12 protein-coding genes are annotated in these 15735 nt (G+C 67.9%); 7 read left to right on the forward strand and 5 right to left on the reverse strand.

Annotation, left to right across the window (positions count from 1 at the left end):
• Positions 1-27: 27 nt before the first annotated feature.
• The 3 genes from AAGA11_06495 to AAGA11_06505 are packed head-to-tail and all read right to left on the reverse strand — an operon-like array spanning position 28 to position 2797.
• Positions 28-1389 carry an aminotransferase class III-fold pyridoxal phosphate-dependent enzyme gene (locus AAGA11_06495; protein MEM9602492.1) on the reverse strand — a complete coding sequence of 454 codons (1362 nt, stop codon included), beginning with the start codon at positions 1387-1389 and terminating at the stop codon, positions 28-30.
• An 8-nt stretch (positions 1390-1397) separates the two neighbouring features.
• On the reverse strand, positions 1398-2054 hold the full coding sequence (locus AAGA11_06500) for an HAD-IA family hydrolase (GenBank protein ID MEM9602493.1): 657 nt from the start codon (positions 2052-2054) through the stop codon (positions 1398-1400).
• The gene (locus AAGA11_06505; GenBank protein MEM9602494.1) at positions 2051-2797 is read right to left on the reverse strand and encodes an IclR family transcriptional regulator; all 747 of its coding nucleotides are present in this window, start codon (positions 2795-2797) and stop codon (positions 2051-2053) included. Before AAGA11_06505 ends, AAGA11_06500 begins: the two co-directional genes overlap by 4 nt.
• 114 nt (positions 2798-2911) lie before the next feature.
• Here AAGA11_06505 and AAGA11_06510 point away from each other — a divergent pair, with 114 nt between their 5' ends.
• Entirely contained in the window at positions 2912-3871 is a 960-nt protein-coding gene (locus tag AAGA11_06510; GenBank protein MEM9602495.1) for a tripartite tricarboxylate transporter substrate-binding protein, read from the forward strand.
• Positions 3872-4137: 266 nt separating this feature from the next.
• Complete coding sequence (locus AAGA11_06515; GenBank protein MEM9602496.1) at positions 4138-5118, forward strand: Gfo/Idh/MocA family oxidoreductase; 981 nt, start codon at positions 4138-4140, stop codon at positions 5116-5118.
• 8 nt (positions 5119-5126) lie between these two features.
• Here the strand turns inward: AAGA11_06515 and AAGA11_06520 are convergent, their stop codons facing one another.
• A complete protein-coding gene (locus AAGA11_06520; protein MEM9602497.1) occupies positions 5127-6155 on the reverse strand; it encodes an OmpA family protein in 1029 nt (342 codons plus the stop codon).
• A 25-nt stretch (positions 6156-6180) separates the two neighbouring features.
• On the opposite strand from AAGA11_06520, the gene AAGA11_06525 reads away from it, so the two are divergent.
• Complete coding sequence (locus tag AAGA11_06525; protein ID MEM9602498.1) at positions 6181-6558, forward strand: PilZ domain-containing protein; 378 nt, start codon at positions 6181-6183, stop codon at positions 6556-6558.
• 72 nt (positions 6559-6630) lie between these two features.
• Positions 6631-8421: an ABC transporter ATP-binding protein/permease gene (locus AAGA11_06530; protein ID MEM9602499.1), complete on the forward strand. Its 1791-nt coding sequence runs from the start codon at positions 6631-6633 to the stop codon at positions 8419-8421.
• A 27-nt stretch (positions 8422-8448) separates the two neighbouring features.
• Here the strand turns inward: AAGA11_06530 and folE are convergent, their stop codons facing one another.
• Positions 8449-8991: a GTP cyclohydrolase I FolE gene (gene folE, locus AAGA11_06535; GenBank protein MEM9602500.1), complete on the reverse strand. Its 543-nt coding sequence runs from the start codon at positions 8989-8991 to the stop codon at positions 8449-8451.
• A 227-nt stretch (positions 8992-9218) separates the two neighbouring features.
• On the opposite strand from folE, the gene AAGA11_06540 reads away from it, so the two are divergent.
• Genes AAGA11_06540 through AAGA11_06550 form a run of 3 tightly spaced genes read left to right on the forward strand, consistent with a single transcriptional unit; the run spans position 9219 to position 15732 of the window.
• Entirely contained in the window at positions 9219-11690 is a 2472-nt protein-coding gene (locus tag AAGA11_06540; GenBank protein MEM9602501.1) for an RICIN domain-containing protein, read from the forward strand.
• 53 nt (positions 11691-11743) lie between these two features.
• Positions 11744-13609 carry an HlyD family efflux transporter periplasmic adaptor subunit gene (locus AAGA11_06545; protein MEM9602502.1) on the forward strand — a complete coding sequence of 622 codons (1866 nt, stop codon included), beginning with the start codon at positions 11744-11746 and terminating at the stop codon, positions 13607-13609.
• Positions 13609-15732 (forward strand): hypothetical protein, encoded by a 2124-nt coding sequence (locus tag AAGA11_06550; GenBank protein MEM9602503.1) that lies wholly within the window; start codon positions 13609-13611, stop codon positions 15730-15732. The genes AAGA11_06545 and AAGA11_06550 overlap by 1 nt, the downstream gene beginning before the upstream one ends.
• Positions 15733-15735 lie beyond the last annotated feature (3 nt).

Genomic DNA, 15735 nt, shown 5'->3' on the forward strand with positions numbered 1-15735 from the left:
CACCAACGGCGCGCCGCGCCGGGCCCGTCAGTGCGACGAGCCGGCGGCGAGTCCGCTGTCGATCGCATTGAGCACCGCGTCGGTTTCGGCCTCGCTGATGATCAGTGGCGGTGAGAGGATCAGGTTGTTGCCCGACACCCGGACCATCGTGCCGGCCTCGTACACCGCCTCGTGCACCGCGGCCACGCGTGCCTTGTCGAGCGGGGCCTTGGTGTCACGGTTGCTGACCAGCTCCAGGCAATTCATCAGGCCGTGCCCGCCGCGACAATCGCCGACGATCTCGTGCCGCGCGGCAATCGCCTGCAAGCCCGCGTGCAGTTGGGCGCCGCGCTCGGCCGCATTGGCGGCGACGTTCAGGCGTTGGGTCTCGGCGAGGCAGGCGATCGCAGCGGCCGCGCCGGTCGGGTGACCGGAGTAGGTGTAGCCGCTGAACACCGCACCGAGCGTGCTGCGATCCGATTCGAAGGCCTCGGCGACGTGCTCGCTGATCATCGCCGCGCCGAACGGGAAGTAGCCGTTGGTGATCGCCTTGGCCGTGGCCATCAGATCGGGCTGCACGCCGAAGTGGCGCGACCCGCTCCAGGATCCGGTGCGGCCGTAGGCGGTGATGACCTCGTCGGCAATCATCAGAATGCCGTATTTGTCGCACAGCGCGCGCGCGCCGGGCATGAAGGACTCGTGCGGGGGAATCACGCCACCGGCACCGAGTACCGGTTCCATGATGAACGCGGCGATCGTGTCAGCGCCCTGAAACTGGATATCGTCTTCCATCGCATTCAGGCAGAGCGCTGCGAGGCGGGCCGGGTCGGTCTCGTTGAACGGGTTGCGGTAGGTGTAGGGTGAGGGCACGTGGAAAACGCCCGGCATCATCGGCTCGTAGTTGCGCCGGAAGTTGCTGTTGCCGTTGACCGCGGCGCAGCCGGTGTGGGTGCCGTGGTAGCCCTTCTTCAGCGCCAGGAATTTCGTCCGATCGGCTTGGCCGTTGAGTTTGTGGTACTGCCGTGCGAGCCGCAGGCAGATCTCGACACTGTCCGAGCCGCCGCTGGTGAAAAAAGCGCGGGTCAGGCCGTCCGGTGCGAAGAAGTCTCGCAACTTCACCGACAATTCGATGGCGGTGTCGGTGCTGGTGCCGCGGAACATGGCGTAGTAAGGCAGCGTGTCGAGCTGGGCGCTGATCGCATCCTTGACCGGTTGGCAGGAGTAGCCGAGGTTGACGTTCCACAACCCGCCGACGGCGTCGATGCGCTCGGCGCCATCGACATCGGTGATGTACACGCCCCGTCCGCTGCAGATGATCTTCGGCGGGTTGGCGAGGCTGTCTGCTGGGTGGGCCATCGGGTGCCAGAGGTGTTGGGCGTTGTGCTCTTTGAGAAAGTTTGCGCCTTGCATGAGTGAAGTCAGCCTTGCAATGAGTTGAGAAGGGTGAGAGCGGCGTTGAAGCTGTCTGCCGGTTGGTGCACGTCGAAGTGCACGCACGGCATACCGCAGGCCTCAGCGCCGGCAATGTTGCGCGCCTGGTCGTCGACAAACACGCACCGGCCGAGCTCCAGTCCGAGCTGGTCGGCACACGCGGAGTAGGCCGCGGGGTCGGGCTTGAGTATTCCGGTGTAGCTCGCATCAACGATGGCGTCAAAGTCCTGCAACAACGGCAGTCGCGCCGCGAATCCGCTGCCGTAGAAAAGGTCGAGTTCATTCGAGAGCACGGCAAGTTTGTAGCCGGCTGCGGCGGCGCGTGCAATGGCCTCTCGCGCCTCCGGGCGGATGGCACTGTCGGGGTCGTCACCGCGCAATCGCTGCACCATGTTCGCCATGCTCCACCCGGTCTCACCGACGAGCGCCGCGACATCCTGGGCGCGCCGGTGCCAGTAGTCGCGCTCGCTGATCTCGTCGGCTTGCATGCGTTGCCACAACGGATCGCTGTCGGGCGCAAAAGGCCCGCGCCAACGCAGTGTGCCCGCGGCGACACCGAGGGCGCGCTCGTTGTCGCGGTGCGTCTCGAACAGGGTGCGTGAGATCACGCCGCCGAAGTCGAGTACAAGGGCCCGGGTGCTCATGCGACGGATGAACACGCGCGCTGCGGGGGTGCGCCGAGTTGCGCGCTGATGCCGGCAGCAGCGTCTCTGATGCGGGCGCCGAGCAGCGCGGTGCGTTCCGCGGACAGGGTGTCGCTGGACACCGCGCAGGCGATGGTCCCGACCGCGTGGTCGCGGTTGTCGAAGAACACCGCAGCGATGCCTGCGACTCCGTCCTCGAATCGATCCCGCGAGACCGTGTAGCCGTCCGGATGAGGCGCGAGCTGCACGGATTCGGCGTCGTCGTGTGGTGGCGTGGCGGTGCTCAGCAGGCGCTCGCGTTCGTTGTCGGGCAGCACCGCGAGCAGGGCCAGGCCGGATGCGGTGCTGTGCCACGGTAGGCTCAGGCCCGGTTCAACGACCACGCGCACCGCCCGCGAGGACTCGACGCTCAGCACCGTACCGAGCCGGTCGCCGGAACGCGCGGCGACGTGCACGGTCTCGTCGAGGGCCGCGCTGAGTTGGTGCGCGACCGGCTGCACCACGCTGCGCAGCGGGTAGAGCCCCTCGCGCAGGTTGGCGAGTCGCAGGATCTCGGCGCCAAGGCGGTACCCGCGGGTGCGGTGATCCTGTTCCAGCAGACCGCTGGCCACCAGCGAACGTGCCAGCCGCAAGGTCGTCGCCTTGTCGAAGCCCGAGGCGCGGGAGAGGGCGCTGAGGCCGAATTCGGGCTGGGTGTGGTTGAACAACGCGAGCAGGCTCAAGGCTTTGTCGAGAGTGGCCACCGGTGGCTTCCGTGAAACGGGACAGGCCTGGAAGCTTGACGCTCACAGCACAATACTGCAACAATTTTCAAACCGTCGGATCAAATAATGAACCAACCACAGAGGATGTTCACGATGCGCTTCCCAACCCAGGCTGTCACCGCGTGCGCGCTGGCTGCGACCCTGTCTGTCGGTGTCTCGGTTTCGACCGTTGCACAGGCGGCGTACCCCGAAAAACCGGTGAGTTTCATTGTGCCGTGGCCGCCGGGCGACCTCGAAGACGTGCTCACGCGCATGATCGCCGAAGACTTCCAGGCCGAGTACGGTGTGCCCGCCGCTGTGGTCAACAAGCCCGGTGGCGGCGGCGGTCCGTTTCCGGGAGCCATTGAAACTGCGGCGGCACCGGCCGACGGCTACACCATCGGCTCGTTCATCATCGCGATTCCCGTGATCGGCGACACGATCGGCATTCCCGAGCTCGACCCAATGCCGTTCGAGCCGCTCGGCAACTTCCTGACCTACCCATTCGTGATCGCCGCGTCCGGCAACGCGCCCTACGACGACATGGCCGGGTTGGCCGAGTACGCCAAGTCCAACGATGTCGCGCTCGGCCACTTCGGTGCGCCGCTGGTGCCGACCAAAGTGACCCTGGCCGCAGCCGACGCGATGGGCTTCGAGTTCGCCGCCGATGCGGCCTTTGATGCGTTGGACTGCAACACCCTGAAGTCCGGTGACGCCGACGTGATCAACACCACCGTCCAGCTGATCCTGCCGTGCCTCGACGAGGTCAAGGTGCTGGCTTCGATCGGTGCCGAGCGCCTCAGCGTCACACCTGACACGCCGACGGTGCAGGAGATGATCCCGGAGCTGGACATCAGCCTCTGGAACGGCCTGTTCGTGCACAAGGACACTCCGCAGGACGTCCGCGACAAGATCATCGCCGTGGCAAAGAAGACCGTGCTGTCAGACCGCGCTCAGGAACTCGCTGCGCAGACCGGTGCCCTCGTGTACTGGCAGGACGCGGACGCGGTGACCGAGCAGATCGCGAAAGACAAGCTGAGTTTCGAGGCGATCAACACCGCGCTCGCCGAGTAAGCGGACGTCCCGCCAGCGCCCGCCGTCGCTGCGCGTGACGGCGGGCGTTTTCGTGTTTGACAGACGGGCTGGCCGTTGGCCCGTTGCGCTTCAACCGACCGCTTGCCTTCCGCCGACGTACCGTCCGCCCGCGTACCGTCCGCCCGCGTACCGTCAGAAACAACGCGGTGCGGGGACACGCGACTGCCCCCGATGGGCGTTGGAATTTATACTGTGCTGGCCGCGCCCGCGCAGGGCGCAACCGTCAACCGTACAGGGGTCACGGCATGTTTCGATGGGGAGTGCTCTCCACAGCCAAGATTGCCCGGGAACACGTGATTCCGGCCATCCAACAATCGCACCGGGGCGTCGTCGCCGGCATTGCCAGCCGCGACGTGGCACGCGCCCGCGCGGTCGCAGAGTGCTGCCAGATTCCCCGCGTGTACGACAACTACGACGCGATGCTGCGGGCCGATGACATCGACGGGGTGTACATCGCCGTGACCACGGCGCAGCACGTCGAGTGGACGCTCGCGGCGATTGCCGCGGGCAAGCCGGTGCTGTGCGAAAAGCCGCTCGCGCTCGACACCGACACCGTGGCCCGTGTCGCCGACGCCGCGGACGCGGCGGGGGTGTTGGTGGCCGAGGCCTTCATGGTGCACTACCACCCGCAGTGGGCGCGTGTGCGCGACTGGATTGCCGAGGGTGCAATCGGCGAACTGAAGCATGTGCAGGGGGCGTTCAGCTACCGCAACGTCGACCCCGACAACATGCGCAACCGGCCGGAGCTCGGCGGTGGGGCGGTGCCGGACATCGGTGTCTACCCGGTCGTCACCACACGCTTCGTCAGCGGCTGCGAGCCGCTGTCCGCGTCAGCGCGGATCGACCGCGACCCGGAGTTCGGCACCGACCGCTATGCGGCGTTCACGCTGGCCTTTCCCGGCTTCGACGCGCAGTTCTACGTGTCGAGTCAGATGCACCTCTACCAGTCCATGCACTTCGCCGGCACCACCGGCTGGATTGCCGTCGACGCGCCGTTCAACGCGGGCAACTACGGTCACGCCGTGGTGCGGCTGAACACCCCGGCGGGCGAGCAGGTGGTGCGGTTTGCGGACAACCAGTACGCGTTGCAGGCCGACGCCTTTGCCGAGGCCGCAACGGGCGGTGCCAACCGCTGCTTCACGCTCGAGAACTCGGTGCACAATCAACGTGCGATCGACGCCATCTACCGTGCAGCGGCGTCAGCGCAGGTGGAAACGGTCGCCTGACGGCGGCCTCACTGCCACTCGGCGCGGCCCTCGGGAATGATTTCCACCCGCCGGTTGCGCCGGTGCTCGCCCGCGGCCAGCACCAGTGGCAGCGCTTCGCCGTGCGGATGTACCACCACGCGCAGCCCCTTCACGGCCCCACGCAGGTAGCGCGCGACGGCTTCGGCCCGCCGCTTCGAGAGCATCAGGTTGTCGTGCGGCGTACCCACGCCGTCGGCGTGGCCGTGGAGATTCACGCGGACCGGGCGCGGCCCGGCCTGCCACAGGGCCACGTGACGAGCCAGCAGCTCGGTGGCTTCGCGGCTCAGCGACGCGTCGCCCGGGGCAAAGAACACCCGATCGGCGTCGGTGGTATTGAAGATCGCTTCCTGTATGAGTTTGACCGCTGGCGCCGGTTGCACATCCTGTTTCAGCGCCGCGGTCGGCGGTGCGATCGGGATAGCCAGTGCGGCCGCCGCTGCTGCCTTGGCCGCGGCTTCGGCGGCGAGGTTGGCACGCCGCTCGCGCTCGGCGGCGCTCGCGCGCGTCTGGCAGTCGTGGAAGCCGTGCGCGCGCAGGCCGAATTCGGTCACGTTGGCCGTCAATCCCAGGGTGCCCTCGACCACGCCGAGCTCGGCGCTGAGGTGGTAGCCGTCCTGCATCGCCTGGTAGGCCCGCTCGGCGTCCTTGCCCGTGATCGTGACCGAATGGGTCTCGCTCGGCCCGGGAAAATCCGTGATCGGGAAGCCGGTGAGGTCCGGCCGCCAGACCGGCGCAGTGGCCTGGACCGTGATCGCGCTGTCGGCGAGTGGCAGCTCGCTCTGCAGCTGCAGCAGCAGCGGCGAATCGCCGCGCTGGTCGAACACCACCTTGCCGAAACGCGGTACCTGGTGCACGAGGCGGCAGCGGCGGTCTTCCTCGCGGAACTCCCAGGTGCTGTGGTATGTGTCGGCGCCGCGGTGCGCGCTGTGCACTGACGCCATCACCGCTGGGGTGGCGGCCAGTGCGACCAGGCCGAGCAGGGTCGAAAAGGGGAGTCGACAGGCAAGAGCGGTCATCGTCTGGCTACCGGGGCGCACACACGTGGCTGAGGGTCATCAGGAAATCGGCCAATCCGCCGAGAACTTCAACACACCCCGGCGCGAACCCACCGCGATGCACGATCCCCTGGCCAGTCTCAGTGAGCGGCGCGAACGCTACCGCATCGCCCTGTCCGGTTCGGTGTGGGGCGTGGACGCGCGGGGCGACGCGCTCGAGGTGGTGTTGACCGACCTCAGCGCCACCGGCCTGTCCTGCGTCTCGCAGACCGCACCACTGCCGGGCACGCAGTTGACCGTGCACGTGCAACTGCACCCGGCAGACTCGGTGCCGATCGTTGGCGAGGCGGTCGTTGTGAACACGGCGCTTCGGGCGGACGGCCGCTACCACATCTGTTGTCGATCCACACTGCCGTTGCAGTGAGCGCGGCAGCCGCGTGCCTTGTCATTCGGCAAACCGGCTCCACCTTGTCGGTTTGGCTGTGGAGACCGGGCGTTGCGCGGACGCGACCGACCGACGGAAGACCCGTCGATTGACATCAGCAGGGCCGTGCGCCACGCGTACGGCCTGCTCGGTTACCTCTGGGGTCTGAGAAGCCGAATCGGCTTCGCGCTGTCGTGTCTGCTGCTCGCCAAGCTGGCCACGGTCTCGGTGCCCTGGACGCTCAAAGGCATTGTCGACGGACTCGAAGCGCAGGGCCCGCTGCTGGTGCCGCTGGCCCTGGTGGCGGCCTACGGCGCGCTGCGCCTGGCCAGCTCCGGTTTCAATGAGCTGCGCGACGTGCTGTTCGCGCGCGTGCGCTACACCGCGATGCACCGCCTGTCGGTCGCTCTGCTCGCGCACCTGCACCGCCAGGGTCACCGCTTTCACCTCGAGCGCAACACCGGCGCCATTTCGCGCGACCTCGAGCGCGGCACGGCCTCGCTCAGCGAACTGCTCAACTACCTGGTGCTCAGCATCGTGCCGACGCTCGCCGAGCTGTTGCTCGTGCTCGCAATCATGGCCTTTCAGTTTTCACCGAGCTACGCCGGGATAACCGTGGCTGCGGTCGGCCTCTACGCGTTCTTCACCCTGCGCTTCATGGACTGGCGCGCGCGCTACCGCCTGGAGCAGAACCGGCTCGATTCCGAGGCGAACGGGCGTGCCATCGACAGCCTGTTGAACCACGAGACGGTCAAGAGCTTTGGCAACGAGGCGCGTGAGCGCGACGCCTACGATACGCTGCTGGCCGACTGGTCGAGCGCCGCACAGAAATCGCAGCTGTCGATGTCGGTGCTCAATGTCGGCCAGGCCGCTATCGTCGGACTCGGCGTCACGGCAATCCTGCTGCTGGCTGTGCGCGATGTCGCGACCGGCACCTACAGCCTCGGTGATCTCGTGATGCTCAACGCGCTGCTGTTGCAGCTGTTCATCCCGCTCAACGTGTTGGGCGTCGTCTACCGCTCGATGCGCTATGCGCTGATCAACATGGAGCGCCTCGTGAACCTGCTCGACCACACGCCCGACGTGGTCGATGCGCCGGGCGCGACGCCGCTGGCAGCGGGGCCGGGCCGGGTCGAATTCGACCGCGTTCAGTTCCGCTACGACGACCGCCCCATTCTCGACGAGGTGAGTTTCGCTGTGGAGCCCGGCCAGAAAGTGGCGATCGTCGGCCCCTCGGGCGCGGGCAAGTCGACCCTGGCGCGGTTGCTGTTCCGGTTCTTCGACCCGACTGGCGGGCGGATCACCATCGACGGCCAACCGCTCGCCGAGGCGACACTCGAGAGCGTCCGGGCAAGGCTCGCGCTCGTGCCGCAGGACACGGTGCTGTTCAACGACACGCTTGGCCGCAACCTCGAATACGCCAAGCCCGGGGCGTCCGACGCGGTGCTGCTCGAGGCCCTCGACGCAGCGGACCTCGGCGACTTCGTCCGCGCCCTGCCCAACGGGTTGGACACGCTGGTGGGCGAGCGCGGGTTGAAGCTCTCGGGCGGGGAGAAGCAGCGGGTGGCGATTGCGCGGGCGCTGTTGCGGGCCGCGCCGATCGTCGTCTTCGACGAGGCCACCAGCAGCCTCGACAGCCAGTCGGAGCAGCAGATCCTGACGGCGTTACGCCGTCTGCAGGCGCGCAGCACCAGCCTCGTGATCGCGCACCGGTTGTCGACAGTCGTGGACGCCGATCAGATCGTGGTGCTCGACGGCGGACGCGTGGTTGAGCAGGGCACCCACAGCGCGCTGGTGGCGCAACGGGGGTTGTACGCGCGGCTCTGGACCAGCCAGCAGCAGAGGGCCGTCGCGGCCGACTGAGTACGCGGCCGTTCACCACGCACGGCGTCAGGCGCGGATGAGTTGCAGGAATTCCTGGCGGGTGTTCACGTCGCGGCGAAAACGGCCGAGCATGCACGAGGTGGTCATGGTCGAGTTCTGTTTCTGCACGCCGCGCATCATCATGCACATGTGCTGGGCCTCGATCACCACCGCGGCGCCCTGGCCATCGGTAACATCGAGCACGGCCGTCGCAATCTGCCGGGTCAGGTTCTCCTGAATCTGCAGGCGGCGGGCAAACATGTCGACGATGCGGGCGACTTTCGACAGGCCGATGACCTTGCCGGACGGTAAATACGCGACGTGCGCCTTGCCGATGAACGGCAAGAGGTGGTGCTCGCACAGCGAGTAGAGCTCGATGTTGCGCACGATGACCATCTCCTCGGAATCCGATTCGAACACCGCGTTGTTGAGGATGTCCTCGAGCGACTGCCCGTAGCCTTGAGTCAGAAACTGCAGCGCCTTCGCGGCCCGTTTCGGCGTGTCGAGCAGACCCTCGCGCGTCGGGTCCTCGCCGATGTCTCTGAGAATGGATTCGAAGTGCGCTTGCATGCTGTGCCCCTGACGATCGCGCGCCATTCTAGCCCAAAGGCCGGCGTGGGCGCCGGTGTGTCGTACCGTGAGCCGTCGTCAGAGACACTGCCGCCGTTGGCCGAGGCACGCTATCTGCAGTGGCGATGCAAAGGCCTTTGCGCCGCGTCGCGAGGTCGTGTGCCCGCGTGTGCGTGCCGGCGAGGTGTTGGCCGGTCGCGCCGACCCCGACGACAGTGAGCAGATCGATGGCGTTTTTTCACAGAGACAACCCCTGGCTTCCGCCGCTGGGCGCACTCGCAGCCGGGTGCCTCAGCGTGGTAATCGGTGTCACGCTCGTGCGTGGGCCGGCCGCGCCCGAAGCCGAGTCCGCGCCGCGCACGGGCGCGCTGCTCACCGGGGTGGCCGAGTTTCAGACCCGCATCCGCTCGGTGCACAGCGGGCTGTGCGCCACACTCAGTATCATCAACCAGAACAACGGAAATCCGGTTGCGCAGCAGAGCTGTGCAACCAACTCGCTGCACCGCTGGACCGTGGAGCAGTTGCCCAATGGCGATGACCGTTACCGCATTCGGCGGCATTTCGATGGCAAGTGCCTGGAGGCTAATTCGGACAACACGGTTAGCCCGCGCGTCCACGTCTGGACATGCCACCAGGGCGACACGGCGCGACCAACGATCTCGGCCGACGCGCAACTGTGGAGGCTTGAAGCGCAAACTGGGTCCGACTACCGGATACGCTCGGTGTTGACCGGTGAAGCGCTGGTGGTACAAGGCGGCAGCTACAGCAACGGCGCGCTGCTTACGCTGCGAACAGCGAGCGGTTCCAGCGACGAGAGCTGGGCCTTTGATGCCCGCGTGAACACCGCGCCGGACCTCGCGGTGCGCGGCCAGTGGGGACCGCTGTTCGGCTGGCCTTTCGTACCGGTTCACGTCGCCATGCTGCCCGACAACAAGCTACTGAGCTGGTCCTCGAACGAGCGCGACGAATTCAAGAACGTGGCGGTGCAGGGCACGCACAGCGCGGTCTACGACATCGAGACCGGCACGTTCAGCGAGACCTACGAGCAACCTCACGACATGTTCTGCGCGGGCACCTCGCTGTTGTCCGATGGCCGTGTGTTGGCCTCGGGCGGCAACGCAACAACCTACGCCGGCAGCGTGTTCGACCCGGATTCCAGCACCTGGGAGTCGGGCGGCACGATGCGCCACGCACGTTGGTACGGCACACAGCTTACGCTGTCCGACGGCGACGCCTTCGCGACCTTTGCGCGTCGCGGCCAGGAGATACCAGAGCGCTACTCGCCGGCGAACTCGGTCTGGACCGAAGTTCCCGGAGCGAGCATGGTGCCGCTACGCAACGAACAGGACGCGACCAACAGTCTCATCACTTCCGGTGTCGCCGACATGCAGTGGTACGCCTTTATGCACGTCGCGCCGGACGGCCGCGTCATCCAGACCGGGCCGACGCAGACCCTGCACTGGTTCGACGCCAACGGGGTCGGCAGCGTCGAAGACACCGGCGTGCAGATGGCGCGCAACCGCCAGTTCGGCGCGGCGGTGATGTACCGGCCGGGCAAGATCCTGATCAGCGGTGGCTCAGACCCGATCCGCACCGATGTGACCAGTGAGTTCGGCAATCCACTTGGCGGCACCGAAACCGCCGTGACTGTTGATGTCTCGGGTGCGAGCCCGGTGGTGACCTCGGTCGAATCCATGCAATACGCGCGCGTCCAGCACAACGCGGTGGTGTTGCCCAACGGCGAAGTGCTGGTGGTGGGCGGCGACGCCTGGGGCAAGTTGTTCAGCGACCGCTTTGCCGTGCACGAGAGTGAAATCTGGAACCCTGACACCGAACGCTGGCGCACCGCCGACAGTGTCAGCACCCCGCGCACCTACCACTCCTGGGCCATCCTGATGCAGGACGGCCGCGTCATGAGTGGTGGCGGTGGCCTCTGCGGCACCTGCGGCGTGAACCACCGCACGGCGCAGATCTTCACGCCGCCGTACCTGTACGCGGCCGACGGCAGTGCCGCGGTTCGGCCGGCACTCGGCACCGTGTCGGCCACGCTGCATGCGGGCGAATCGCTCTACGCCAGCGTTAGCGCGACGGCGAGCAAGCCGAAATTCGCTCTGGTCCGGCTCTCCAGCGTCACCCACGCAATCAACACAGACCAGCGTTGGATTCCGCTGACGCCGACCACGCTTGACCCCGGGCTGTTCCAGGTTGACCTGCCGGCCAACCCGAATGTGTTGATCCCGGGCAACTATTGGCTGTTCGCCTACGACGACGCGGGCACCCCGTCGATGGGCCACCTGGTGCAGATCGAAGCGGGCCAGCGTGGCAGCGACAGCCCGCCGGTGGTGCCCAGTGCGCTGTCGGTCGACATCGAGCCGGGCAGCGCCATCGACCTGACCCTGGCGTTGTTTGAGCCCGATGGCCAGAGCGTGCTGTTTTCCGCGGACGCCTTGCCGCTCGGGCTCACACTGGACCGGGCGACCGGGCGCATCTCCGGCGTGCCGAGCGACGCGATTCCGAGCACCCGTTTCTCGGTGTCGGACGGCCAGAACACGGCCGAGGGCGTGATCACCTGGCGCGTCCCCACGGCGGGCAAGGCCTCGTCGGGTGGCGGCGCACTCGGCCTGGCGTGGCTGGTGGCCAGTGGGCTGTGGTTTGGCGCCCGGCGACGCCGTGCAAACCCGTGGCCTGCTAGTTGCTGATACCTGATCGTGCCCGTGCAAACAGCGCGGGCCCTTCTCCCGGGATCCGTGCTGTGGCGCTCGACACCACCGACAACTCCAACACCGTGGCCGTGGCACTCGACGCCAGGCCGGCCGACGCCGAGCGGCAGGGTTCGCCGCGTCGGCAACCGGCTGCCGAGGCAATGGCGGCGTTGGCCGACTGGTCTGCCTGGCTGGCTGGCCTGCTCGGGCCGCGCGTGTCGATCTCGGTGTTTGCGTTCGCAGCCGACAGCCCGGTGCGGCTTGACGGCGCCGAGGCGCAGCCGGCGGTTAGCGACGCGGTGTCGCGTGCGGTCACCCGGGCACACGCCGAGGGCGTGTCGGTGGAACACCGCCTGACGGGGGATTCGGCCACCGTGCTTGCAGTGCCCGCGCGAGACCGCAGGGGCACACCGCTGGTGATCGGGTGCGTGCTGCCCGGTGCGACGCCCGCCGCCACCGACACCACGCAGCGCGTGATCACGCACGCGATCCACTGGCTCGACACCCGCGACTCGGCCGTCGAGCGCGCGGACGGCGCTGGCCTGTTGGGTCGCCTCGATCGCGCACCGAACGTCACGCACGCCGCCCAGATCCTGGTCGACACGCTGGCGAGCGCCGCGTCCGAGCAGGGTGCACCACCCCGCGTGGCCTATTTTTCCCGGGCCGGTGCGCACGGCCTGCGCCTGCGGGCGATCAGCGCGCAGGCCAGCCCGGTCGACACCTCGGCGTGGTGTCACAGTTGCCGCCGCGTCGCGCGCGAGTACCTCTACCAGAGCGCGAAGACCGTCGGCATGCTCGACGCGCCGGCACCCGCTGCCTCGGACGGCCTGGTCCGCACACAGCACCGCCGACACGCTGCCGAATTCGGGTGTCACCGCGTCATGACGGTTGGCATGCCATCACGCGCGGCCGAGGGCTGCGCCGTGCTGATCGCCGAGTTTCCGGAGGACGGCGGGTGCGCGGACATCACCTTCCGCAGCTGGTCGGACACCGTGCGCCGCTGCGGTGCCACGCTGGCCTGGCACGAGCGGGCCGCGCGCGGTGTCAGCGCGCGTGCGCTGCGCCTGTTGTCCCCGGCCTTTGTCTGGCATCGGGTGCGCAGCAACGCGCTGCGCAATGCCCTGGTGCTGGCGGCCCTGGTCGGGTTGATGGCTGCGGCCACGGTGAGCGTACCGGGCACGGTCCGTGCGCACGCCGAGGTGATCGGTGCGGCGCCCCGCGTGGTCGGCGCGCCGCGCGACGGCTACCTTGAATCGGTCCACGTGCGCCCCGGCGACCGGGTGTCGGCGGGGCAGGTGCTGGCGGTGTTGAACACCGACGACCTGCAGGCCGAGCGTGCCAAATGGCAAGCCGAGTCCGAGCGCATCAACGCGCTGTACCACGCGGCGCTGGCCAGCAGGGACCGGCGCGAGATCAGCGTGCAACGCGCCCGTCAGGACGAGGTGCGGGCCGAGCGCGACGCGGTGGATACGCAGATCGCGCGCAGCACCTTGCGGGCGCAACGCGACGGCGTGGTGGCCCGGGGCGACCTCACCGAGCGCCTCGGTGGCGCGGTGGCCGTCGGTGAAACCCTGTTCGAAACCGTGCTGGCCGGTCCCAAGCGGATCCGGCTCTACGTGCGTGACACCGATATCGCGCGGCTCGACGGCGCGGTAACCGGTCGCATGGTCCTCGCGGCTCAGCCCGGCGAGGAACACCGTGTGGTCACGCAACTGATCAAGCCGGTGGCGACCACGCACGCCAACGACACGGTCTTCATCGTCGAGGCCGATTCGGATTCCCTGCCCGCCGATGTGTTGCCGGGCATGACCGGCTACGCCGCACTCGACGCGGCCGAGATGTCGCTGTTGGCCGCGTGGACACTGGATGCGCGGCGTGCGCTCCACTTGCTGTTCTGGCGGCTGGGGGTGCTCTGATGTCGGCTGCGGAGCGCGCACACACAACGCCGTGGCAGGTCCTGAGCACCTGGCGTGCAGACGCGCTGGACGCCGACGGCGGCCACGGTGTGCTGCTGCATGACCCGGTCGCGGACCGACGGGTCCGCCTCTCGGCCGAAGCTGCGCACGTGGTGTCGGTGTTCCGCACGGCGCGCACCGCGGACGCCGGTCACACCGAGATCTCGCGACGCGGTGTCGAGCTGGCACCTGCCGCCTACCGTGCGCTGCTCGATCAGCTGGCGCGCTCCGGCGTGTTGACGCCGGTGGCGGCCGACAGCGCCGACACCGCCAACCAGTCCGAATCACGCGCGCGCACACGCCGTGTCAAGCGTGTATTGAACCCCTTCGTGCTGCGCTGGGATCTCGGCGACCCGACACCCGGCTTGCGCGCGCTCGCTCCGGTGTTCTCCGTGGTTGACAGTGCCGCGGGCCGTCTCGGACTGCTGTTGGCGGTGCTGAGCCTGCCGTGGCTGCTGTGGCGAAACAGCGAGACCATGGCGCAGTACCTCGCTCAGTCGCTCACGCCCTGGCAGTTCATGGCGGCGGTGTGCGTCGTTTGGCCGGTGATGAAAAGCCTTCACGAGGCCGCGCACGCCGGCGTGCTGATCAGCCGGGGTGGGCGCGTGAACCGCTGCGGCGTCCACTTTCTCTTCTTCATGCCGGTGCCCTTTGTCGATGCGAGCGATGCCTGGCGACTGCCGCGCCGCCGCGACCGCATCGCGGTGTCCGCTGCAGGCGTCATCGCCGAACTCGCGGTCGCGGCCGTCTGCCTGTGGCTGTGGCAATCGGTCGCCGACGGTGTCTTCCGCACGGGCCTGGCGGCGGCCGTGGTCGTCGCCTGCACGGCGAGCCTGTTCGTCAACGCCAACCCGTTGATGAAATTCGACGGCTACCACATCCTGCAGGACCTGCTCGGCACCACCAATTTGCAGGCCGAGTCCACACAGACCCTGCGTCGCCTTGCCTGGCGTGCGCTCGGCGCGCAAGGCCCTGCTGCGTCGCTGGACAGACGCTGGCGGCTGTACGCCGTCTATGGCGTCGCTGCGCTGGCGTTCAAGGTGGCGGTGCTCCTGGGCATCGCGCTCTGGTTTGCCGTTGACTTCCCCTTGGTCGGGCTTGCGCTGGCTTCGCTGTTGCTCTGCTCAGCCGGTGTCTTGCCGCTGCTCGGGTTTGCGCGCATGACGGTCCGCGACCGGGCGACCTTGTTTCCGTCCGCCCCCCGCCAACTGCGTGCAGTCGTGACGGTGCTCGCAGGGGCTATCCTCGTGTTCGTCGTGCCGTTCCCCCACTACGCCAGCGCCGAGGGGGTGAGTACGGTGCCGCGCGAGGCCCAGCTCGTCAGCACCACCCACGGCGAACTGACCCGGCTGGTCGAAGACGGCACACGCGTCGAAGCGGGGCAGCCTGTTGCCCGACAGACGGCCTTTGATACGCAGCGCGAACACGACCGCCAGGCGCTCGCGCTGGCACGGCGCACACAAGAGAAACACGGCTTGCAGTTTCACCCCGACGCGTCTCGGAGGGCGACCAGTGCACAGTTGCAGCCGGGCATCGCAGCCGCGCAAGACAAGCTCGCGCGCTTGTCGGCGCGGTTGTCTGAGCAGGTGATCCGCGCCGGTTCGCCCGGGCTTGTGTCTTTCGCGCCCGAAGGCAGCGCCCCTGGCCAGTTTGTCGGCCGGGGCCAGGTCATCGGCACGGTGGTCGCCGACGACGCCTTGATGGCGCGTGTCATGTTGCGTCAGGAGACCGCCGAGTCGGTGCTCGACGGCCTGCGCGCGGTGTCGGTCTGGGTGCCGGGTCGCACGCCACGCGTGTTTCAAGCCTCGGTTGGCTCCGTCTCGCCGGTCGCCGTGTCCGACGGATTCGCCCACGCCTTCACCCGCAACGGCGGCGGTGAGATCGCCACCGACGCCGAGAACCGCAGCGTCGAGACAGGCGCAGCCTACGTCGACATGCGTTTGCAACTGCACGACCACGCCGCCGTGGGCGCGTTGCGCGGTCAACGCGTGGTCGTGCGCTACACCCTGGCCCCGAGCACCGTGGCCAGCCGAATCGTGAGCGCGTTGCGCCACACCTTCTTTTCAACTCAGTTGAATGGGTAGTCC

The organism is Pseudomonadota bacterium (assembly GCA_039196715.1).
GTDB lineage: Bacteria > Pseudomonadota > Gammaproteobacteria > CALCKW01 > CALCKW01 > CALCKW01.

Bases quoted from the DNA above. Each gene is read 5' to 3' on its own strand.
- AAGA11_06495 (MEM9602492.1), bottom strand. From the start codon at position 1,389: ATGCAAGGCGCAAACTTTCTCAAAGAGCACAACGCCCAACACCTCTGG.
- AAGA11_06500 (MEM9602493.1), bottom strand. From the start codon at position 2,054: ATGAGCACCCGGGCCCTTGTACTCGACTTCGGCGGCGTGATCTCACGC.
- AAGA11_06510 (MEM9602495.1), top strand. From the start codon at position 2,912: ATGCGCTTCCCAACCCAGGCTGTCACCGCGTGCGCGCTGGCTGCGACC.
- AAGA11_06515 (MEM9602496.1), top strand. From the start codon at position 4,138: ATGTTTCGATGGGGAGTGCTCTCCACAGCCAAGATTGCCCGGGAACAC.
- AAGA11_06520 (MEM9602497.1), bottom strand. From the start codon at position 6,155: ATGACCGCTCTTGCCTGTCGACTCCCCTTTTCGACCCTGCTCGGCCTG.
- folE (MEM9602500.1), bottom strand. From the start codon at position 8,991: ATGCAAGCGCACTTCGAATCCATTCTCAGAGACATCGGCGAGGACCCG.
- AAGA11_06540 (MEM9602501.1), top strand. From the start codon at position 9,219: ATGGCGTTTTTTCACAGAGACAACCCCTGGCTTCCGCCGCTGGGCGCA.
- AAGA11_06550 (MEM9602503.1), top strand. From the start codon at position 13,609: ATGTCGGCTGCGGAGCGCGCACACACAACGCCGTGGCAGGTCCTGAGC.